A 20,891-nucleotide genomic window follows, 5' to 3' on the forward strand; every position below is an offset into this window, starting at 1 on the left:
ATTTCTCTTTGCTATTTTCTCATTATTTTAATTTTTTTCCACCATGCCACAGTTTTTCAAGTTCATAGAACTCACGGGCATCAGCACTCATAAGATGAACCACAACAGGTCCGATATCTATAAGGTTCCAGTCATCACCTGACTGAGCCTTGTTATGAGTCAGATGGATTTCCATGTCATTTTCCTTGACATAATCCTTAATCTGCTTTGCAAGTCCCTGCCAGTGAGCCGAACTGTGAATCGTTGCAATTACGAAAAAATCAGTCCAACTGTTCAATTCAGAGACATCAATTACGCTCACATTTTCTGCTTTAGAATCTTCAAGCATCTGAGCAATTTCAAGAGCTTCTTCCTGTGCTGTTTTCATAAAAATCTCCTATTTTTTAACATACCTTCCGTCAAAGTCTTTTCCGAGGATAATCGTAAAATCGACATTTGACGCGCTTGTACTGTCTGCATCCGATGAGACACTCTCTTCGATTATGTTTTTGCAGCGAATAAAATCACCAAGACTCTTAGCAATTTCCGCATTTCCAATATGATTTATGATTACTGTTTTTTCATAGTCATTTGAATCAGCATTACTCGTACCAAGAATATCATATCCCGCACTCTGAAGCAAAGCCATTGTGTTTCGCGCAAGTCCCTGAACTGTCGTTCCATTTTGAATTTCAAGGACATAAGTACGGTTAACATTAGCATTGTCAAGTGAAATCAAGGAATTGGAAACCTGCTTAAAGACATCCTTGATAAGCTGACCGTCATAATACGGAAAAAGAAGAGTTTTTCCGTCAACAACTCGCCTTGAACCAGTAATTGTCTGAGGAACAAGATGCTCAGAATCAACCTTCGAAATCAGGCTGAGCAAACGATGAAGTTCCTTATAATCAAGATTCGAGTCCATTTTACGCACTAAAGAATTGAAGGACTTCTTATCAAGAATCATCCGTTCGTTTCTAACAAGTGCCGCAAAAAAGGCAAGCAGGACATTCTGCCGTCTTTCGATTAAATCTTCTTCTGGTTCATCTCTACGCTCATAATTCAGGTAAGAGCGGATTTTATCGCCGTCCAACGAAACGACACCGCTCGGCAAAAGCCATCTTTCACCCTCATCATTTTTTGCATCAACAGGAGACGGAATAAAGATTTTCATTCCGCCAAGCATATCCGTAAGCTCACCAAATTTTGAAAGATTGAGCACTATATAAGAGGGAATCGACTGCCCGACAAGTTTTTCAATTTCTTCTTTGTAGGCATCAATTCCCTTTTCGAGATAAACGGAATCAATTGAGTCGACACGACCGAGACTTGAAAAAATCGCACCCGTGTTTTCAAGGATGTTTATGAGTGCCCCGCGCTGCGAAACCGGATAATAGATGAAAACATCCGTAAAAAGCACGCGATTTTTATCTTCCATAACGACAAGAGTCTTAATCACACGGTCAGATTTTAGGGTTTCATCAACGGTATTTACACGAAGAGACAAAGAAAGTCCAACCGTGACCGAAATAAGGATAAGAAAAATCAATATGAGAAGAAACGCGCCTTTGTTAGTATTCTGATGATTTGTTTTCATTTTTTTAACCACATGCAATTTTGTTTCTAGGAAACCAGCTCTTTACGAAGTTTTTCTGCAAGCTCAAGTGAAGGAGATGCAACGGACTTTCCGCGTGAGGTGAGATACTCGATATTCTCATCAAGCACGGCAAGCACGATTCCATGACAAGATTTTGCAAAAAGATTCGCGCGATATTCATCGGTCGACTGGGGGCGGCCAGGCTCAATTTTATCGGCAACAAAAAGCAGCAGTGCCAAATCGCAAGAGTCAACTGAACCGAAAGTGTGATTTGCAATCGCATCGATGATTTCGCTGTCTTTTACGCCAAATTTCTCCTGAATAAGTATTGCCGCAGCCCTTCCGTGAAGCAGGGCCGGTTTTGATTCTTCGAGCGCAGAAACGGGCTTCCCGTCTTTTTTAACGAGGGCAAAAAGTTCTTCATCAGAGCAGTCTTTGCACATATCATGCGCGATTCCTGCAATCCAGCCCTTCTCTTCATCAAGACCGTAATTCTTACACAAATCCGCAAGAGTCTGTGCCGTACGCATCGAATGAGCATAACGCTTATCAGAAACAACAGTCATAGTGTATTTGCGAATTTCCTCAAACAGAGCTTCATTTTCAGGACTTTTAAATTCACTTCGCATAGAGATTCCTTTCTTTAATATAGTTAAAAACGGAAGTGTTTACAAGATAACGCCACGCGCCACCCTCCGCAACTTTCTGACGAATTTCTGAAGATGAAATCTCGATTTTAGGATTTTCGACAATGCGGTGCGGATAAGGGAAATTTTCACGATTTACGCCAGTCATCGGAGACTTTCCGAAGGCACCTGCCGGAGAATTCAAAAATTCTGCCTTTAAATCAGAATCCTTTGGTCTGCATGCAAGAATCAAGTCCGCTTTTTGGGCAAGTTCAGATGCCTTATACCATTTATCATAATCAGCAATCAAATCTTCACCAAAAATCAGTCCGATTTTACCAGTGAGAATACCAGCATATTTTTCTTCGAGATAACAGATTGTATCCCAGGTATAAGAAATGCCCCCGCGCTCAACCTCACAAGCTTCAGCTTCAAATCGCTCATCGTCGGAAACCGCAAGTTTTACCATTTCAAGACGATCCATTGCACTCACCTCACAGGCCATCTCTTTGTGAGGCGGGTTTGCAGTGGGAACGAAGAGAATTTTTTCGTATCCCAGGCTCCTGCACACCGAATCAGCGAGAATCAAATGACCGATATGAATCGGATTAAAACTTCCGCCCAAAACCGCGATTTTCACGAATCAAGCCCCTAATCTTCCAGCCCTGAATTATCCTGTCCAGGAAACTGCTCTTCCATAAATTCATCGACAGAACGAGTTGCAAGGAAATCAGCACTTAAACTCGTGCCCTTCTTTTTTGAAGAAAGGAATGAACCGTCAGAAACCCGCTCGCCAGTCGATGTAAAGGCACCTTCGCCAGCCATCTTTGTTACAAGTTCAAGGATTGCAATTCTGACATCATTCATGCCCTTATGCGCCGCAACTGAAACCGGAATGACCTTTGTATCAGGCTCAACCTTCTTGATTTCTTCCGCAATTTTTTCTGCGTTTTCAAGAGCGCCTTCAATATCAATCTTATTGCAAAGAACAATGTGCGGTTTTCCAAGCAAATCCTTAGAAAAACCTTCAAGTTCCGTGCAAAGGGTTTTGTATGCGGTCAGACAATTTTCGTCGGAACAGTCAATCATGAAAAGCAGACCGGCAGTTCGTGAAATATGCTTCAAGAAGCGGATTCCAAGACCAGCACCCTCGCTTGCGCCCTCAATGATTCCAGGAATATCAGCAATGATTACATCCCGCTCAGCATCTGCACGAAGAACGCCAAGATTCGGGATTTTTGTTGTGAACGGATAAGGTGCGATTTTTGGCCGTGCATTCGTGAATGCGTCGAGCAGAGAAGATTTTCCTGCATTCGGGAATCCGACAAGACCGATATCAGCCATGATGCTTAATTCAAGAAGGAGTTTACGGTATTCACCAGGCTGACCTTTGTTTGCGGTGCGCGGTGCCTGATTTGTTGAAGACTTGAAGTGAACATTACCCCAGCCACCGTTGCCGCCTTTGAGGAACACAAACTGCTCATCTTCACTTTCAGTGGTAAATTCTTTGATGAGTTCTTTTGTTTCAGCATCCCGGATTGCTGTTCCAGGCGGCACTGCAATCACGACATCTTCACCATCTTTTCCGTATTTATTCCATCCCATGCCGTCACCGCCGTTTTTCGCTTTAAAAAAGCGCTTAAAGCGGATATTCGCAAGAGTCTTTACATTTCGTTTTACACAGAAAATGACATCGCCACCTTTACCGCCATCACCACCGTTAGGGCCACCCATAGGAACATACTTTTCGCGCCGGAAAGATACACAGCCGTTTCCGCCCTTGCCTGATGTCACTTCGATTATTGCCTCATCAGCAAATTGTTTCATATTCTAAATTCCTCACAGAGCTAAAAAGCACACAGAGAGCATAAAAAACTTCCCACCCTGACATTCCTCTGCGCCCTCTGTGTCCTCTGTGAGAAATTATAAAAAAACCCGGAGACAGAAAACTGAATCCGGGTCTTCATCATATAAGTGCTAAACCTTTATTATGCCTCTACCGGTACGACAGAAGCGAATTTGCGGTTCATGCGCTCGTGGAATTTTACAGTTCCGTCTGCTGTAGCAAACAAGCTGTCATCTCCGGCACGCTTTACATTGTCGCCAGGGAAGATTTTTGTTCCACGCTGTTTAACGATGATTGAGCCGGCTGTAACGAATTCTCCGCCGTAAGCCTTAACTCCCAAATATTTCGGGTTTGAATTGCGGCCGTTTTTTGCGCCGCTACCACCTTTACTTCGTCCCATTTTAATCCTCCATCAGAATTACATTCTTAGGAAATTCTTTTGTAAGAGCTAAAAAACCAGTTCTTAAAAAATCTCCGATACATTTAAGCTGAATTTCTGTTTCCAGATTTTCAGACTTTGCCTCAACGGAGAATGAAAGATTCCCGCGTGCTGAAGCATCAGATACTATCAAAACATTTTCATTATGTGAAAGAACCTGCATTGCCGTACGAACAAGAATTGTGATTGCCGAACAAACAATATCACTGCCTTTCCTGGAAAAACCTGCGTGCCCGTTAGCTTGACATTTTTTTATCACGCCGTTCTTGCCATAAGAAAGTGTTACGACCGTCATCTATTAAAACAAAAATTAAAGGGTGATGTCCTTGACACGAATGTTTGTGTATTCCTGTCTGTGACCAATCAAACGGTGATAGTCTTTCTTGCTCTTGTATTTGAAGACAAGAACTTTTTTGTCGCGGAAGCTGTTCTCAACAACTGCGCTGACTTTTGCGCCTTTAACATATGGTGCACCAACAGAAATTTTGTCACCATCGCTAACCAAAAGAACTGAGTCGATGTCAATTGATGCACCGTCTTCAGCATCGATTTTATCGACCTGAATGAGGGCATCTTTCTCAGCCTTGTACTGTTTGCCTTTGTATTCAAAAAGTGCGTACATGTAAAACCTCTTAATCGCCGCAAAGTGTAACGGAACTCTAACGACTAATAATTAAAATATAAGTGAGGAATTATATCAAATTTACGCAATTATGGTCAATACAAGGAAAAAGCCAAGGAAAAAAACTACTGGTATAATCATGCTGCCTCGTATCGGCAAATTTTAATGTCGCCGAACATTCTGTTCTGGAAGATTGCTGCCATTTTGAATTTCACGGCTTCCAGAATAGCCATGAATGCGCAGATAACATCAAGTATATTCCCTTTTCGGATGATAAGATCTGTGAACATGCATTCGCTTCTTGATTCAAGCAATTCGTTCATCAGGGTAATTTTTTCATTGACAGAAATTTCTTCGGTAATATCAAGAATTTTCTGGTCAGTGTACTGGCTCATCAGGGTCTTAAAGATTTTCTGCATCTGTTCAAGCAGATCCCAGGTATCCACGCGCTCCCACAAATCTTTTTCTTCAAACGGAAGCACTCGCTGAATCTTGTTTCTTTCAAAATTCCACTCGCTTTCATCCTGCTTTTCTTCTATTAAATCGGACAATTTCTTAAAGCGCTGATATTCAATCAGTCGGTCAACAAGTTCTTCGCGCGGGTCATCAAAATCAAGGTCATCATCGATTTTGACCTCAACAGGAAGCATCATTCTGGATTTTATATAGATAAGACGGGCTGCCATGCTGTAAAATTCAGAAAGATCACTTAGCTCAAAAGAAGCCGCATAATCCAAATATTCAAGGAACTGCTCTGTAATCTGAGCAATCGGAATGTCGTAAATGTTGATTTTATTGTCGCGGATTAGAGTCCAGAGTAAATCAAGCGGACCGTCAAATTCGCCCACAGTGTAGCATCGTTTTGACTTTGGTGAGTCTTCATCTTCAATTACAGTCTGATTCTGTACGATTGACTGCCCTTCCATATTCTGCCCCTTTTTCCGAAACTATTTTTGCAAATTCGGAAGAAGAAAGGCATTTTACTGCCCCCTGGCTGCCGATTTTTGCAAGAGTTTCCTTTAGAAACTCCTTGTTTTGAATATCGGCATCTTGTGGCAAAACTTCAAGCAATGGAATCAAAACAAAAGCCCTTTCCGTAAGGCGCGGATGAGGAATTTCAATATTATTCATTGAATCATTTTCATCAATAAAATGAATTGCCTCATTTCCAAAAAGCTCTATATCGATATCAAGGCTTCGCTGTCCGTTACGAATTTCACAGTCCCGGTTACGGCCAAATTTCTCTTCAATCAAATGAATTTCCGAAAGAAGCTCATGAACAGAAAGATTCGTCTCGCCGCAGACCGCCATATTGTAAAAACAGGGCTGATCAGTGACATACATCGGCTCAGTGCGATAAATGCTGGAAACAAAGAATGTCTCAAACAAAGAGCGGAGATTCACGCAGGCAGAAGCCAGAATTGAAACAGAATCAAGAGAAGCAAAATTTTTATTTGAACCTAAACCTAAGACCGTAAACATATTTTGGAAAACACGCTGATGACAGAGATGATTTTTATCATCACACGGAAACTTTACAATATGAAAAGCTCCGTGTGAGATTTTTTTAGAACAGAGCGTCCTGTGCAGTCGGGATGACAGGCTCAGGAGCTGGCGCGTCCGCAGCGGATTTTTTTGCAGCTTTTTCAGCCTCTTTTGAAGCCTTTTCAGCGGCCTTTTTCGCGTCATTCACAGCCTTTTCCTGCTCAGGATAAACAGCGACGCCTTCACGAGTACGCAAGATTTGACCAGGGAAAACCTCATTTCGGATTTGTGCCTCAATCTGCTTTGCGTAATCAGGATTTTCTTTTAGGAAGTTAATCGCATTTTCTTTACCCTGACCGACTTTTTCTTCACCACGGGTGTACCATGCACCACGCTTATCGATGATTCCATGTTTGACAGCAGAATCAAGAAGCGATGCAACAGCAGAAATACCCTTGCCAAAGTAAATGTCAAGTTCAACCTTTCTGAACGGTGGAGCAACCTTATTCTTTACGACTTTAACGCGGACACGGTTTCCGACAGCATCTTCCGTTCCCTTTTCTTCGATTGATTCTACGCGACGAATTTCGAGACGAACTGAAGAGTAAAATTTGAGCGCGTTACCACCGGTGGTTGTCTCTGGATTTCCAAACATGATCCCGATTTTCATTCGAATCTGGTTAATGAAAATAATCATGCACTTGCTCTTTCCGACGATTGCGGTGAGTTTTCGAAGCGCCTGACTCATCAATCGAGCCTGAAGACCCATCATTGAGTCGCCCATATCACCTTCAATTTCTTTTTGAGGAGTGAGGGCTGCAACCGAGTCAACAACGATGATATCAACAGCCCCGGAACGAACAAGGTTTTCTGTGATTTCAAGAGCCTGCTCACCATTGTCCGGCTGTGAAACCCAGAGATTGTCGATATCAACTCCAAGATTTTTTGCATAAACTGGATCGAGAGCGTGCTCTGCATCGATGAAAGCCGCAATCCCGCCCATTTTCTGAGCTTCAGCAACTGCATGAAGAGCAAGCGTCGTCTTACCAGAACTTTCAGGACCGTACATCTCGATGATTCGGCCACGAGGATAACCGCCAACGCCCAAAGCCTCGTCCAAAAGGATTGAACCAGAAGGAATTACATCAACTCCCGTTAAGTCAGTCTGTGCACCAAGTTTGATAAGGGAACCGGCACCAAACTGCTTTTCAATCTGAAGGCGAGCAGCTTCGAGTGCCTTTAACTTTTCAGCCATGTCCACTGGCATCTGCTGTTGTGTTTTTTCAGCCATTTTTACCACCTGTATTTATATTTTATCCCCACCCACCGTATATATAGGTGGAATTTGTCATGTTTCGGCAATCCGAAAGAAAAATAATTGCATAAAAAGCAAGAATTCTACAGTGAAGACAACAAAAATCTCCAAAATCTCTAATTTTCTCGTTTTACAGGCTGATAAACTGCCCGCCCTTCAAGAAGAATTCTTCCGTTTTCAACTTTGATTTTTGCAAGCACGCGAACAGGTCGCTCACCATCAATAGCAGGATATGGAGCTTCCTCAAAGAAAAGAGGCACAAATCCCTCAACCCGCTCCATATTTTCATAACCGACAAGCAAATCGCAGCGGAAAGACCGCCCTTCCTGAACGGCATTTGAAATTCTTCCTGACCACGAAACCGTACAGCCAAGATAAAGTTCCGGTTCTTTTGCGACCTGTGAATATTCAATATTATCATCATAATCATTCAAAGAGTCGAAACTTGGCTCCTTGAAGTATGTAGAAATCATCCTTGCCTTAGCCTTGATTGAATCGCTCGCATTTGAATTTAACAGGCGGTTAATTTCAACAAGAGAAGCATTTTCACGGTAATTCTGAAACGAAGTCATCGCCGTGTCATAGGATTTTTTTATCTGCGAATCAGAAAGAATGTACTTGTAGGTGCCGCCCGTCAAATCCTTTTTGTGAGCATTGCCAAGCTCTTCAACAGAAAGGAAAAGTTCACTTAAATCAGCACGAGAACTTGAAGAAGGCAGCCTGACGCCACGGAAAAGCCTTGAGACATTTGCAAAATTCAACAGCAGGATTGCCAGAACGATTCCCAGCAAAACCGAAAGCGCAATCCTTTTAATCAAATCAGGATTTATTCCAAGCGGCGGATAAAACTGCTCGATTTCACCGGAATCAACAGCCTTGCAGACATCTTCGTAAGAACCATGAGTCCTGATGAATTCCATTGCACTCAAAGCAAGTTTATTGTCAGGATCATAGTCGAGAACATCAAGATAGTAAGAAATCGCACGGTCAGTGTCTCCACGGCGCAAAAACAAAACGGCCTGTGAGCACAAAAGAGTGGGATCCGTCATACGGATATGCCGTGCCCGCTGAAAGTAAGCACCCGCGCTGCCAGTATCACCAAGATAAAGACAGGCTATTCCGGCTGTGAGAAAATAATCAAAACTTTCACGGTAAATTTCCGGATTATTGCCGGATTCAAGGAGAGAAATTACATTAGAATATTTTCGACGGCACAAAAGCGAATGTGCCTTTTCCAAAACACCGCGAGCCATTTTATCTTCGCCTCAATTTTTCAAGAATTGCATCAAGTTCAGCATTCAAACGCATAAGTTCTTTTTTGTTGACATCTTTTGAAGATTGCAGTGAATCAATCTTATCTATGAGCCGCTGAATATAATCAGGATCAAGCTGATAATCCTTGATTGGCGGAACGATGAATTCAACATCAGAGCGCTTTTTGCTGTTTAGGTCAGGTTCTTCTGCGCTTTCGATTTTTTCATGTTCTGGATAAAGATTTTTATCAACATAATACAAGCCCCGCGGAGCCTTTTCTCTATCCGCAACTGCTATATAGAAAACAATTTCATGACTGTCATTCACATCAAGAGGAAATGAAGGCCATGCAATCATCACGCCGGAATCATCATAGGCACGGATATTTGTAAACCCACGCCCCTTTCTGAAGCCCGAATCCCAGTCCATTCTGTGCAGACCACTGATACTTGCAAGCGTAACTGACGAAACAGGAGTAACATCATAGCCGTCAAGCACGAACTGACAGGAAACGAAACCGTTTGACGAAACGATTGCCCTCTCCTTCTGCATGTCATTTTTTAAGAAACGCGTTTCATTTCTGATTCGCAAATTGTTCTCGGTTATAAAATGCACGGATGATGTTTCACCGCATATGGTGTCAAAAATTCCACGGACCTCAACATCATGCGAAGATTTGCCTTCATTGAGCGTAATTGCCCGAACCTTTATGATATCTTCTGGTTCACCTTCAGTGCTGGCAATGAGTGAAAATTCAAGCACCAGACGAAGCCGGTTTTCAAAACGATAGACCAGCTGGGCTGCATTTTCAAGACGGCGCAGCTCTTTTTTGACGACATTTGAGTTCACAAGCTGGTGAACGACACCATCTACACGAAGTAAAAAAGCCGTATTCGAAAACCAATCTGCCGACGAAAGCAACGGCACTTCTTTTTTGCCTTTTGATGTATTAGAGATACAGGAAATGCCGAAAGTTCCTTGATTTCCGAAAAATTCAATTTTTAGAAAATCACCAGAGAGAACATAATAGTTTTCTGTATGAAACTTTACGCCAAGAGCTTCGTCAATTTTTTCGGTTTCGGCTTCTTTTTTTCTGCGGCGTTCTTCTACAAGACTTTTCTGTCTGCGTGCATAAGCCTCATCAGGAGAAACTTCTGCAGGAGACTGCAACATGACGGATTTTTCATTTGCCGCTGACTCGCCAAAACACACAAGCGGAAGGCATACAAGGGCGAAAGCGATCGAAGAAATCAGTTTTTTCATTTTTCACCCTCCTCCGTCTGCTCATCCAAAAGATATTGAAGCTGCTTTGCCTTGCGTTTTAAAGCCTGAAGTTCAGCGTCTTTTGAAGTCTCATTCGTGCTTTTGACGGCACTCGTTCCCTGACCATTTTTATTCTGTTTTACCCGGAAAGAAGGCTCATTTACGCTCTGAATGACATGAGTAACAGGGGATGCGGGCTTTGAAACGCCAGACGAGACAACTTCCGTTTTGACAGGCTCAGCCTGCTCCTGAGCAACAGCTTCTTCAACAGGAGGCTTCTCTGAGTAATTTGCCTGCAGAAGAGCCTCAAGTTCTGCAATTCTGGCCTGAGCATCGATGAGGGAGCGTTTTACGCCGTTTTCGTCTTCCAAAGCATAAACCCGAAGCTGCCTTTCGTATTCTTCACGGGTTGAAAGATTTTCTTCACCGATGACTTTCAGAAGATACAGAAGCTTTTCTTCACGGGCACGGCGTTCGATTAAATCAAGTTTGTACTGAGACTGCGGAGCCTTTTCACAGGCGGCAAAATCACTGACGACACGCTCATAAAGTGCTCTGGCCGAATCAAAATTATATTCGTCATAAAAACACTCAGCAATCCAAAAAAGTGCCAGCGGATACAATTCACTGTCCGGGTTCTGGTGGCAGAAATCACTGAGGGAAAGGATTGCATCATCGTTGCGTGCAAGAAGATGAAGCAGCCTTCCGTTTTGATAGCTCACATATTCAAAATAAGGGCTGAAAGTAAACTGCTCCATGAATTTTTCGCAGTCATTCTGTGCCTGACGGTACTCGCCGGCAAAAATTTCACTTTTAATCAGCATGAACATGTTTTCATCGCTGACAGTCTGAGGAACGGCCACGACCTTGCGCAGAAAAAAGATTGCGGATGTCCAGTCACCGTTTTTGTATGCGTCTGCGCCCTGCTTGAGATTTGCGCTTTCATCTACAGACAACCTGCCTTTTGAAACGCCCTGTGAAAAAACAGGAAGGAACGAGAAAGTCATGATGAAAGCGGCAAAAAGCAGTTTTTTTCGCATTACGCCCTGTCTTTATTCCATTTGAGTTTTCCGCTGAAAAATGACGAACCGGAAACAAGAATGTCAGCTCCGGCAGCGGCAACTTCCGCATAATTATTTTCATTTATGCCGCCGTCAACCGAAATCTTGAAGTTTAGGCTCTTTTCATCGCGGATTTTTTTAAGTTCTGCAATTTTTTCAAGAGAATAAGGAATGAAGCTCTGACCGCCAAAACCTGGGTTTACGCTCATAACAAGAACAAGGTCAACAAGCGGGAGGATTTGCGCAATCGAAGAAACAGGCGTAGACGGAACGATTGAAATTCCGCATTTTTTGCCCAAATCATGCACATGATGAATGAGACGGTCAATATGGACGCAGGCCTCATAGTGGAAGGTAATCCAGTCAGCGCCGCTCTCTGCAAAAGAATCAACAACAAGTTCCGGTTTTTCAACCATGAGATGAACATCAAAAGGAAGGTCAGAAAGTTTACGGATTGATTTGATAACAGGCTGCCCGTAAGAAATTTGTGGAACAAAGTGGCCGTCCATTACATCAACATGAACGATACTGCCACCACAATCCTCGATTTTTTTAAGTGCCGAAGCTAAATCAGAAAAGTCCGCCGAAAGCAATGACGGAGCCAGCAAAGTATTTTCCATTATTTTACTATAATACTCTGAATAATGAGTTTTATCAACCGTGACAATAAAAAAAATCTGTCAGGACTAAAAAAATTACAAAAAATTCTTAAAAACATCTTGACATTATAAACAAAAGGCTTTATAAACTTTACCCCTCTTTTTATATTTTTTTCGGTTTTTATTGACTAAAATCTCCATTTTTATAATAATAATCATGTACATTATGGGTGTTAAGATTGATGAAGAATTAACTAAGGCTTACAAGCTCCTTGAAGAGGGGAATGTCGCGCAGGCTCAGGAACTGCTTGCAGGCGCCTTCGGTTATGATTTTGACGATCCAGAAATCACATTCGCCCATTGGTGCTGTTCATACTGGGGCGATTTTACCCGTGCACTTCCAAGAATGGAAGCCTATGAACAAGGTGACGGGTTGATTGCCCGCTGGAAGTCTTTTAAGCAGGATTACGAAAAAAAGGATTTTCAGCAAAAGACAATCTGGGCGCTTCAAAAGGGCATCTTTTCACTTGCACTCGAAGCATATCAGTCTGTCAAAGAAGAAGGTAATGCAAGCCAGAGGGCGGATTTGTTCCGTAAAGAGGGCTTGTGCTACAAAAAGCTCGGCAAATACGAATCCGCGCTCAACCTTCTTACCGAAGCATACAGAATTTCACCGCAGTCCGCCGCAATTCTCGCAGAAATGGCCGATTGTTTCGCACTTTGCGGGGAAGATAAAAACGCAAAAGTCCTGTTCCGTGAGGCATTTTTCATCGACGCAGAACGAATCGAAATCGACTACCTTGATTCCGAGCTAATCTGCTGCCTGATTCGCCGTGTAATGGAAAAGGGATACACAGGGCCGGCACTTCTTGACTGGATTCCAGTTTACGGAGTCCTTTATGGAGTCTTCAATGTAAAACGAGAGCTTCGCGTACAGGAGGCAGGAAAGCTCAGACAAGACATTTTCGCTAGGGAAAACGAATTAAAGGATCCCTCGAATAAGGCAGAGCTTTTAGTTCCAAAGCTCATAAACATGTATTTCTGGCTTATAGACCATTATGCAAGGTCAAACGAAGGCAATGAAAAAATCAAGGAATGCCTTCTTCAGATTCGGGTGCATGATGAGAATATATACAGGCTGTACACAAAATAGGCATTAAGAATATTTGAAATAAATTGGCAAGGAGAATTTTATGTCAAAAGAGTTAGTGGATTTGGTTCAGGCAAAACTTAAAGAAGACACCTGGACTCGTGCAACAATCAGCAACTACACAAAGAACAACCTGATTGAACTCACTACAATCGTTGAAAAGGCAAAGTCAGAAGACTGCGTAAACGAAATCAAAGAAATTTGTGACGAGCAGCTTTCACACACACGAGACAGCATCACAGCTCTCTACATCTCAGGAATGCTGGCACTCAAGCAGGGTTCCCTCGACACTTCTTCTTTGGAAACTCTTATTGACATTTTCCAGAACAATCACAAAGAACCTATCGTCGTCTACATCTGTGAGACGATTCTTGCCGATGACAAATCAAACAAATTCGCCCTCCGCGCCCTCTCATCAATCTATGAACAGACAGGCAACGACGAACTCTGGGACATTTATGAAAAAATCGTCAAAGTTGACTTCAACGAAGCTGAAATCGCAAAAAAACTCGCAGAACACTACATTTCTGAAAATCCGGAAAAGGCAAACGAATTCTACAAAAAAGCCCTTCTCCGCTATGTAAACAACAGAAACATCAACGCTGCAAACGAAATCTGGTCTAAGCTCACAGCTTCAATTCCAGAAGAAATCGATTTCTTCTATCTCGTTCAGCGAAAAATCGCAAAATCAATCAGTGCAGACAAATCAGCTCTCATGATGCAGGAACTCTACAACTGGTATAAAGAAAACAAAAAGTGGGATACTGCAATCGACATCCTCAAACTCAATCTTGCAATCGATCCAAAAGATCCATGGGCAAGACGCGAAATTGCTGACTGCTACGCACAGAAATACGAAAAGCACAGCCATGTCGGTGAATACATCCGCTCATCAGACCTTACTCAGAGCTACCGAAATGTATTTGAGGCTATTTCTGATTTCGAAAAACACATCGCTTTCGATGCAAAACACTTCGTATTCCACCGCACCTGGGGTGTCGGCGTAATCACAAAGGTTGAAAACGATACGCTCACAATCAACTTCGGTAAAAACGGCAAAAAGGACATCTCCCTCAAAATGGCAGTCAATGCCCTCCAGCCGCTTTCCCGCGACCACATCTGGGTCATCAAGGCCACAGTCGGCTCAAAATCATCAGAGTTCAAGACCAAGGAAGACCTTGCAAAGAAAATCAAGAACGACAAAGAATGGGCCCTCAAAATCATCATCAAGAGTTTCGACAACAACTGTGACTTTAAGAAAATCAAGGCCGAGCTTGTTCCTTCAATCCTCACCACAAGTGAATGGACCAGCTGGAACAACGGCGCAAAGAAAATCCTTGAAGAAGACTCAATTTTCGGCGTAAATCCAAACAATATCAACGAATACACTGTTCGCGAACGGGCAATCACCCCAGAAGAAAAATACTCAAACGAGTTCAAGGCACAGAAAGCCTTCTTCGCACGAATCGACATTCTCTACAAATTCATCGAAGACGAAGCAACCGACAAAGAAAGCGAGCTTCTTGCTGACATGTTCAGCTATTTCACTGGCTTCCTCAAATCATTCAATGAAGTTGACGAGCAGGTCATCGCTTCTTACCTTGTCGTACAGGATGTCGGCCAGAAAGTTCCGAACCTTGCCTTCCAGTGCAAGTACAACTTCCAGCAGCTTTATGGAGAAATTGAATCTCCAAAAGACATGTACACAATCCTCAAAGGCTCAAAGAAAGGTGATTTGCGCGCTTCCTTCCTCTGGGACATCAAAGAAATGCTTCCAAACTGGGAAGATGAATTTATCGCAATGTTCCCGGCTATTCTCAAAAAGGATGTTCTTCAGGTCATCATCAATGCAGGTCACAGCGACAAAGTTCAGAAACTCGTTGTTGACGCATTCGAAGATTTCAGAACTTACCGTGATGTAATTCTCTTCCTCTTCGATGACTGTAGCGAAGAAGAATGGTTCACAGCAGCAGCTGTACCACTCCAGAAACAGCTTATTGCAATCGTCAACATCATCTCTCAGTGTTACCGTGAGATTGACAACCATGTTGATTCAACAGAAAACAAGAAAATCATCAAGAATTCATGCAAAATGCTTTTCGAAAAGGACGGCAACAAATACGCAACCTTCATGCTTTCTTGTGATGTTGATCAGATGGGCCACATGTACACTCTCGTTGACGACATCCGCGAGCCAGAGCTTGACATTTATCGTGCTCAGCTCCGAAGCAAAATCCTCGAAAAATATCCTGACTACAAATTCCACACAACAGAAGAAAAATCTTCTGCACCAAAGGGAATGCTTGTTACAGCCAAAAAGCTCGAAGAAAAACGCACTCTCGTCGAGAAAATGCAGGATGTGGATATCCCGGCAATCGCAAAAGAAGTTGCAGAAGCAAAGGAAAAGGGCGACTTGAAGGAAAACGCCGAGTACATCGCTGCAAAAGAGGCTCAGCACAAGCTCGGAAACGACCTCAAACGCCTTCAGGAAGAACTTGCCCGTGCAGTTGTTTTCGATCCTACAACAGCAACAACTTCACTCATCTCTTTCGGAACAAAAGTCACATTGCTTGACAAGGCTTCTGGCAAAGAAGAGTTCTACACAATTCTCGGACCATGGGAATCAGATCCGGAGAACGGCGTAATCTCTTATATGTCACCGTTCGGAAATGCAATCCTCGACCACAAAGTTGGCGAAGAGCTTACATTCACAATCAACGAGCACAAATACAACTTTGAAGTTAAAAAGATTGAGCTTGCAAAAATCTAAGTTTTAACTCCGGTTAAATAAATCTACATTATGAGCCACAGATTGCTTATGCAGTCCGTGGCTTATTTTTTTGTGCAATTTGCGGAATTGTGTGTTACAATAATATACTATGATACAATGGCTTTATGACGGTGGAGTAGACGATTCTTCGGTATCTGCCGCAATCATATCAATTTCGGTAATTCTCCTTGCAGGATTTTTGATGACCCGCGTCACGAAAAAGCTGCGGCTTCCAAATGTTACGGCCTATATAGTTGCGGGAATTCTAATCGGGCCTTACGGTCTCAATATCGTTCCAAAGCCAATAATCCAGGGAACGGGTTTTCTGCCCGACATTGCGCTGGCCTTCATTGCTTTCAGCACAGGTCAGTTTTTCAAATTCGACATACTTAAAAAAAACGGGGCAAAAATCATAATAATCACGCTCTTTGAGGCCCTTCTTGCATCGATTTTTGTTTTTATCCTCGCTTTTTTCATTCTTCACCTGAACCTGGCATTTTCAATAGTTCTCGCAGCCCTTGCCTCTGCCACAGCCCCGGCATCTACAATGATGACAATCCGGCAGACAGGAGCAAAAGGCGATTTCGTCGAAACACTTCTTCAGGTCGTCGCACTGGACGATATTGTCGGGCTCATAGCATACAGCGTAGCGATTTCAATCGCCGTCCATTCCGCAACAGGAGACGCATTTTCAATTATCCGGGTTTTAATACCAATTCTTACGAATGCCTTCGTCCTTTTCCTGGGCGCGATATTCGGCGTGCTTTTGACAATTCTTCTCAGGCCAAAGACCAGGAGCAGCGACAACAGGCTGATTATTTCCGTAGCACTTCTGTTCGCTTTCTGTGGAATCTGTACGATTCTTGAGATTTCCCCACTTCTCGGCTGCATGTCGATGGGAACAATCTATATAAATTTCACCGAGGATGACAAACTTTTCAAGCAGCTGAATTATTTTTCACCGCCGTTCCTTCTGATGTTCTTCGTCCGTTCGGGAATGTCATTCGACTTGCAGGCCCTGGTAAAAACCAGCGGAACTATCGGTTCATCCCCTTTGCTTCTGATTGGTGTCCTTTATTTCATAATCCGCATTATCGGAAAATATGCCGGAGCATTCCTTGGCTGTCTTTTGGTAAAAAAATCCAAGGAAACAAGGAACTATCTTGGTCTCGCATTGATTCCCCAGGCAGGAGTTGCAATCGGCCTTGCAGCTCTGGGAGCTAGAACCCTCAAAGGCGAAATAGGAAATGCCCTTGAGACAATAATTCTCGCTTCAAGCGTTCTTTACGAGCTGATTGGACCAGCCTGTGCAAAGCTTTCACTCTATCTTTCAAAATCTTATTCGACAAAACTCGAAGACCTTGTTGAAGTAAATGATAAAACCGACGACGGCCAAGAAAAATCTCAGCTGGACCTTCTGATTGACCGCATACACAAGATTCAGGAAGAACTGCCGTCTCATACAATAAACGAAGCCGAAGAAGCTTTTACCGAAGCCGCAGAGCAGCAAAACCTATCTTTCTGGGATGAACTTCAAAAGCAGAACTTCAAAGAGCCAATCCGAAAGAGAAAAACACAATACTAAAAAGGAGCAGAATGAACATGATTACAGATCCAATTGCAAGTTTTCTTGGCACATGGTCCACACAGCTTTTACCGTGCACATTAGTCTTCAGAATCCTCATTTCCGCATTTCTGTCGGCCTTAATCGGCTGGGAACGCTCCAGCAAAAGACATTCGGCAGGATTCCGCACATTCATGATAGTAACGCTTTCCGGCACCCTCGTCATGATTATCGACCTTTACCTGAACACGCTCTTTGACGGCAATTTATTCATTCTTTCTGGGCTTGCCATCGTCTCTTCAGCGCGAATCGCTACGAGAACGCTTTTCTTCAGTTCCCGAAACCAAATTATGGGCCTTACAACGGCTGTCGCTCTTTGGGGAAGCTGCATAATCGGTCTTGCAATCGGGGCTGGACTTTACACAATCACTCTTGTTTCATTCATCACAATGCTGCTCTGCCTTTCAAAACTTCCGACACTCGAATTTTTCCTCAAAAACCGCTCGAACCATTTTGAAATTCATCTTGAACTGAAAAACAGCCTGAACCTTCAGAATTTTGTCAGCACAATCCGCAAACTTGGCCTCATAATCGATGCAATCGAAATGAATTCCGCCTATGCCGGTTCGGGATTAAGCGTCTACTCAATCGCAATTTCAATCAGCAACGAAGAGTTAAAAAAATACAAGACTCACAAAGAAATAATCGATGCCCTCAGCACGCTGGATTATATCTATCACATCGAAGAAATTTAGCAACAGAAAATTTGGGCGTCATCAACGGTCTGGCGCTGTTCCACCCTTCGCTAGCGCTCATTCTTCCGCTCACTTCGTTCGCTACAGAACACCTGCGGTGGGGTTCCATAGCGGGCGCAGCACTTTCTGCAAAAAGCAAAACTCTCACTGATGAAAACATTTTTTTTGTTTCTATCTATAGAATCTTTTTATAGTTTGTGATAGCATTACGGCATGAACATTTTAGAGGAAATCGTTGAGCAGAGAAAAAAGGACATCGCCGAAAAAGGCGTTTCACTAGGATTTGAGGTTCCTCAAAATCGTACCCGTGGAATCACACCGTTCCTTCCCCAAAAAGGCGTGATTCTTGAAATAAAACGGGCTTCGCCAAGCAAAGGAGACATTGCTCCAGACCTTGATGCTGCAAAGACCGCAGAACTATACGCAAAGGCCGGAACTTCAGCGATTTCCGTCCTGACCGAAGAACACTGGTTCAAGGGAAATTTGCAGGATCTTCAAAATGCCTGCCGTGCTGTAGACGAATACGCTTCAAAAACCCAGACAAATCCTCCCGCAATACTCAGAAAAGATTTTTTGATTTCAGAAGATGAAATTGACATTGCCTTCAGATGCGGTGCAGACGCAGTTCTTCTCATTGCAAGAATCCTTGACACAAACAAAATCGTTTCAATGGCAAAAAAATGTGAGCAACTTGGGATTTCGGCACTTATTGAGTTAAGGCTCGATGAAGACCTGAAAAAACTCTCAGAAGTCGTAAAGCATGTGGATACAAAATTCATTGTTTGCGGCGTAAATGCAAGAGACTTAAAGAATTTCAGTATTGACCTTCTGACTCCGCTTGCCCTGCTCTCAGAAATTCGCTCAATCGCCGGAAAAGACGCAAGAGTTGTTTTTGAAAGCGGAATTCGTACTAACGAAGCGGCAGAATTCGCAGGCAGCCTTGGATTTTCAGCAATGCTGTTGGGAGAAGCAGCCGCAAGAAATCCGCAAAAAGCAGGAGAATTAGTTTCTTCATTTGTAAACGCAAAAGAGACCGAAAATGCACATGCATGGAACGATTTTGCAAACAAATTGCAGGCAAAACGCAAATCATGTGAAACAAAACCTTTCATAAAAATCTGCGGAATCACAAATGAAAAAGATGCTGTAAAAGCAGCAGAACTTGGAGCTGATTTTTTGGGCTTTATCTTCTTCAAAAAATCTCCGCGTAAAATAAATCCAGCGAATCTTCCAGAAATTGTTCAGAAATTGCAGGAACTGGGCCTCAGGCAAAAAGTCCGCCTTGTGGGAGTCATCGTAGATACAGATTCCAAAGACGCAGAAAAAGCATTTGAAGCTCAAAAAGCTGGCCTTTTAGACTTCATTCAGCTTCACGGCTGCGGACATCTTTTCACAAAAAAAGAACTTCCTCACTATGCCGTCGTAAATATTTCAAGCGAAAAAGACCTACAAAAACTTGACGAACTTCGCTTAAAAGGTGAACCGAGAATCCTCATCGACGCAAAAATAGGAAATCAACTAGGCGGAACCGGCGAAAGAATCTCAGACCTTCTTGTAGAAAAAGTAAGTCAAAAAACAAAACTCTGGCTGGCCGGCGGAATCACAAGCGAAAATATCAGCGAAATCATCAATAAATTCCATCCGGAACTGCTAGATATTGCAAGCGGAGTAGAATCTGAACCCGGAATCAAAGACCACAAAAAGCTCGAAGCGGTGCTCGCAAAGAATTATTGACGAGAGTTTCAGAAATGCTTTTAAAGTGTGCGGGAGCGTTTTGCGCAGCAATAACGCGACCAGTAGGATAAAAAGAACAATCAAATACTTCTGAAACAAAAAAAGCACCAGTCAGAAAGACCAGTGCTTTTAAGATAACTAATCTAAAACTTAGCAGTTCGTCGCTCGCAAATGCGAGCTTAACGAGAAGTATTTGATTGTGCGGACCATACATCGCTACGCACCGTTTGCCACAAAGGAAGCTATTGATGTTTGCGCTCTCGCGCATGGGCATCTGTGAAGTGTAGCTGTTCTCGTTGTCATACCCGCGGTCGTAGCAAGCGTGCGACCGCGCGGGAGCTTTTCGCGAAGCGATAAAGCGACCAGTTAAATCGAATGATAATGAAAACTCATAAAAAAAACCCGCCGAAGCGGGTTTTTTAGTCAGATAATTCTAGAAAACTTAGCAGTTCTCTGAGAAGTATTTGATTGTTCTTACCATCTGAGATGTGTATGAGTTTTCATTATCATACCAAGAAACAACCTGAACCTCGAAGAGACCGTCAGCAATCTTTGTTACCATTGTCTGAGTAGCATCGAAGAGTGAGCCGTAGCGCATTCCGATAACGTCAGAAGAAACGATTTCGTCCTCGTTGTATCCGAATGTCTCTGGGTCAGAGGCTTTCTTCATAGCAGCGTTGATAGCTTCTTTTGTAACGTCGTTGCCTTTAACAACTGCAGTGAGGATTGTTGTAGATCCTGTTGGAACTGGAACGCGCTGTGCAGAACCGATGAGTTTTCCGTTCAACTCTGGGATTACAAGACCGATAGCCTTTGCAGCACCTGTTGAGTT

General features: G+C 43.0%; 20 protein-coding genes and 1 pseudogene. 5 read left to right on the plus strand and 16 right to left on the minus strand.

The features are described from left to right. Positions 1-22: 22 nt before the first annotated feature. The 15 genes from rsfS to rpe all read right to left on the minus strand — a co-directional run bounded on the left by rsfS (position 23) and on the right by rpe (position 12,107). A complete protein-coding gene (rsfS, locus tag Q0Q74_RS10915; RefSeq protein ID WP_294430785.1) occupies positions 23-367 on the minus strand; it encodes a ribosome silencing factor in 345 nt (114 codons plus the stop codon). A 9-nt stretch (positions 368-376) separates the two neighbouring features. Then, entirely contained in the window at positions 377-1,576 is a 1,200-nt protein-coding gene (locus tag Q0Q74_RS10920; protein ID WP_294430787.1) for an LCP family protein, read from the minus strand. A gap of 26 nt (positions 1,577-1,602) precedes the next feature. Beyond that, on the minus strand, positions 1,603-2,205 hold the full coding sequence (gene yqeK / locus Q0Q74_RS10925; RefSeq protein WP_294430789.1) for a bis(5'-nucleosyl)-tetraphosphatase (symmetrical) YqeK: 603 nt from the start codon (positions 2,203-2,205) through the stop codon (positions 1,603-1,605). Then, on the minus strand, positions 2,195-2,842 hold the full coding sequence (gene nadD, locus Q0Q74_RS10930; protein WP_294430791.1) for a nicotinate (nicotinamide) nucleotide adenylyltransferase: 648 nt from the start codon (positions 2,840-2,842) through the stop codon (positions 2,195-2,197). The genes yqeK and nadD overlap by 11 nt, the downstream gene beginning before the upstream one ends. Positions 2,843-2,853: 11 nt before the next feature. Beyond that, entirely contained in the window at positions 2,854-4,029 is a 1,176-nt protein-coding gene (obgE, locus tag Q0Q74_RS10935; RefSeq protein WP_294430792.1) for a GTPase ObgE, read from the minus strand. 161 nt (positions 4,030-4,190) lie between these two features. Continuing rightward, positions 4,191-4,448: a 50S ribosomal protein L27 gene (gene rpmA / locus Q0Q74_RS10940; protein ID WP_294430796.1), complete on the minus strand. Its 258-nt coding sequence runs from the start codon at positions 4,446-4,448 to the stop codon at positions 4,191-4,193. A gap of 1 nt (position 4,449) precedes the next feature. After that, complete coding sequence (locus Q0Q74_RS10945; protein ID WP_294430798.1) at positions 4,450-4,782, minus strand: ribosomal-processing cysteine protease Prp; 333 nt, start codon at positions 4,780-4,782, stop codon at positions 4,450-4,452. A 15-nt stretch (positions 4,783-4,797) separates the two neighbouring features. Beyond that, positions 4,798-5,109, minus strand: coding sequence for a 50S ribosomal protein L21 (gene rplU, locus Q0Q74_RS10950; RefSeq protein ID WP_294430801.1), 312 nt, complete (start codon positions 5,107-5,109; stop codon positions 4,798-4,800). 137 nt (positions 5,110-5,246) lie between these two features. Beyond that, on the minus strand, positions 5,247-6,035 hold the full coding sequence (locus tag Q0Q74_RS10955; protein ID WP_294430804.1) for a ScpA family protein: 789 nt from the start codon (positions 6,033-6,035) through the stop codon (positions 5,247-5,249). After that, positions 5,995-6,591, minus strand: a complete 597-nt coding sequence (folK, locus tag Q0Q74_RS10960) for a 2-amino-4-hydroxy-6-hydroxymethyldihydropteridine diphosphokinase (protein WP_294430805.1) — start codon at positions 6,589-6,591, stop codon at positions 5,995-5,997. Before folK ends, Q0Q74_RS10955 begins: the two co-directional genes overlap by 41 nt. Positions 6,592-6,676: 85 nt before the next feature. Then, on the minus strand, positions 6,677-7,885 hold the full coding sequence (gene recA / locus Q0Q74_RS10965; protein ID WP_294430808.1) for a recombinase RecA: 1,209 nt from the start codon (positions 7,883-7,885) through the stop codon (positions 6,677-6,679). A 140-nt stretch (positions 7,886-8,025) separates the two neighbouring features. Further along, positions 8,026-9,162 carry a hypothetical protein gene (locus Q0Q74_RS10970; protein WP_294430810.1) on the minus strand — a complete coding sequence of 379 codons (1,137 nt, stop codon included), beginning with the start codon at positions 9,160-9,162 and terminating at the stop codon, positions 8,026-8,028. A gap of 1 nt (position 9,163) precedes the next feature. Next, complete coding sequence (locus tag Q0Q74_RS10975) at positions 9,164-10,426, minus strand: hypothetical protein (RefSeq protein WP_294430812.1); 1,263 nt, start codon at positions 10,424-10,426, stop codon at positions 9,164-9,166. Then, positions 10,423-11,466 (minus strand): tetratricopeptide repeat protein, encoded by a 1,044-nt coding sequence (locus Q0Q74_RS10980; RefSeq protein WP_294430815.1) that lies wholly within the window; start codon positions 11,464-11,466, stop codon positions 10,423-10,425. The genes Q0Q74_RS10975 and Q0Q74_RS10980 overlap by 4 nt, the downstream gene beginning before the upstream one ends. Then, a complete protein-coding gene (gene rpe / locus Q0Q74_RS10985; protein WP_294430817.1) occupies positions 11,466-12,107 on the minus strand; it encodes a ribulose-phosphate 3-epimerase in 642 nt (213 codons plus the stop codon). Before rpe ends, Q0Q74_RS10980 begins: the two co-directional genes overlap by 1 nt. 196 nt (positions 12,108-12,303) lie before the next feature. On the opposite strand from rpe, the gene Q0Q74_RS10990 reads away from it, so the two are divergent. From Q0Q74_RS10990 to Q0Q74_RS11010, 5 genes are all read left to right on the plus strand, one after another. Beyond that, the gene (locus Q0Q74_RS10990) at positions 12,304-13,239 is read left to right on the plus strand and encodes a tetratricopeptide repeat protein (RefSeq protein ID WP_294430820.1); all 936 of its coding nucleotides are present in this window, start codon (positions 12,304-12,306) and stop codon (positions 13,237-13,239) included. Positions 13,240-13,279: 40 nt separating this feature from the next. Then, the gene (gene greA / locus Q0Q74_RS10995; RefSeq protein WP_294430823.1) at positions 13,280-16,006 is read left to right on the plus strand and encodes a transcription elongation factor GreA; all 2,727 of its coding nucleotides are present in this window, start codon (positions 13,280-13,282) and stop codon (positions 16,004-16,006) included. A 109-nt stretch (positions 16,007-16,115) separates the two neighbouring features. After that, entirely contained in the window at positions 16,116-17,591 is a 1,476-nt protein-coding gene (locus tag Q0Q74_RS11000) for a cation:proton antiporter (protein WP_294430824.1), read from the plus strand. Between the two features lie 11 nt (positions 17,592-17,602). Beyond that, the gene (locus Q0Q74_RS11005; RefSeq protein WP_294430827.1) at positions 17,603-18,325 is read left to right on the plus strand and encodes an MgtC/SapB family protein; all 723 of its coding nucleotides are present in this window, start codon (positions 17,603-17,605) and stop codon (positions 18,323-18,325) included. Between the two features lie 213 nt (positions 18,326-18,538). Continuing rightward, positions 18,539-20,059 carry a bifunctional indole-3-glycerol phosphate synthase/phosphoribosylanthranilate isomerase gene (locus tag Q0Q74_RS11010; RefSeq protein WP_294430829.1) on the plus strand — a complete coding sequence of 507 codons (1,521 nt, stop codon included), beginning with the start codon at positions 18,539-18,541 and terminating at the stop codon, positions 20,057-20,059. Positions 20,060-20,501: 442 nt separating this feature from the next. On the opposite strand, the pseudogene Q0Q74_RS11015 reads toward Q0Q74_RS11010, so the two are convergent. Beyond that, positions 20,502-20,891 (minus strand): annotated as a pseudogene (locus Q0Q74_RS11015) (type I glyceraldehyde-3-phosphate dehydrogenase); the annotation flags it as partial.

It is taken from the genome of uncultured Treponema sp. (assembly GCF_946187725.1).
In the GTDB taxonomy this organism is placed as follows: Bacteria; Spirochaetota; Spirochaetia; order Treponematales; family Treponemataceae; genus Treponema_D.

Bases quoted from the DNA above. Each gene is read 5' to 3' on its own strand.
- Q0Q74_RS10980 (WP_294430815.1), bottom strand. From the start codon at position 11,466: ATGCGAAAAAAACTGCTTTTTGCCGCTTTCATCATGACTTTCTCGTTC.
- Q0Q74_RS10990 (WP_294430820.1), top strand. From the start codon at position 12,304: ATGTACATTATGGGTGTTAAGATTGATGAAGAATTAACTAAGGCTTAC.
- rpe (WP_294430817.1), bottom strand. From the start codon at position 12,107: ATGGAAAATACTTTGCTGGCTCCGTCATTGCTTTCGGCGGACTTTTCT.
- Q0Q74_RS11005 (WP_294430827.1), top strand. From the start codon at position 17,603: ATGAACATGATTACAGATCCAATTGCAAGTTTTCTTGGCACATGGTCC.
- greA (WP_294430823.1), top strand. From the start codon at position 13,280: ATGTCAAAAGAGTTAGTGGATTTGGTTCAGGCAAAACTTAAAGAAGAC.
- Q0Q74_RS10970 (WP_294430810.1), bottom strand. From the start codon at position 9,162: ATGGCTCGCGGTGTTTTGGAAAAGGCACATTCGCTTTTGTGCCGTCGA.
- folK (WP_294430805.1), bottom strand. From the start codon at position 6,591: ATGTTTACGGTCTTAGGTTTAGGTTCAAATAAAAATTTTGCTTCTCTT.
- Q0Q74_RS10920 (WP_294430787.1), bottom strand. From the start codon at position 1,576: ATGAAAACAAATCATCAGAATACTAACAAAGGCGCGTTTCTTCTCATA.
- Q0Q74_RS11010 (WP_294430829.1), top strand. From the start codon at position 18,539: ATGAACATTTTAGAGGAAATCGTTGAGCAGAGAAAAAAGGACATCGCC.
- rpmA (WP_294430796.1), bottom strand. From the start codon at position 4,448: ATGGGACGAAGTAAAGGTGGTAGCGGCGCAAAAAACGGCCGCAATTCA.
- Q0Q74_RS10975 (WP_294430812.1), bottom strand. From the start codon at position 10,426: ATGAAAAAACTGATTTCTTCGATCGCTTTCGCCCTTGTATGCCTTCCG.
- Q0Q74_RS10955 (WP_294430804.1), bottom strand. From the start codon at position 6,035: ATGGAAGGGCAGTCAATCGTACAGAATCAGACTGTAATTGAAGATGAA.
- rsfS (WP_294430785.1), bottom strand. From the start codon at position 367: ATGAAAACAGCACAGGAAGAAGCTCTTGAAATTGCTCAGATGCTTGAA.
- yqeK (WP_294430789.1), bottom strand. From the start codon at position 2,205: ATGCGAAGTGAATTTAAAAGTCCTGAAAATGAAGCTCTGTTTGAGGAA.
- obgE (WP_294430792.1), bottom strand. From the start codon at position 4,029: ATGAAACAATTTGCTGATGAGGCAATAATCGAAGTGACATCAGGCAAG.
- recA (WP_294430808.1), bottom strand. From the start codon at position 7,885: ATGGCTGAAAAAACACAACAGCAGATGCCAGTGGACATGGCTGAAAAG.
- Q0Q74_RS11000 (WP_294430824.1), top strand. From the start codon at position 16,116: ATGATACAATGGCTTTATGACGGTGGAGTAGACGATTCTTCGGTATCT.
- Q0Q74_RS10945 (WP_294430798.1), bottom strand. From the start codon at position 4,782: ATGACGGTCGTAACACTTTCTTATGGCAAGAACGGCGTGATAAAAAAA.
- rplU (WP_294430801.1), bottom strand. From the start codon at position 5,109: ATGTACGCACTTTTTGAATACAAAGGCAAACAGTACAAGGCTGAGAAA.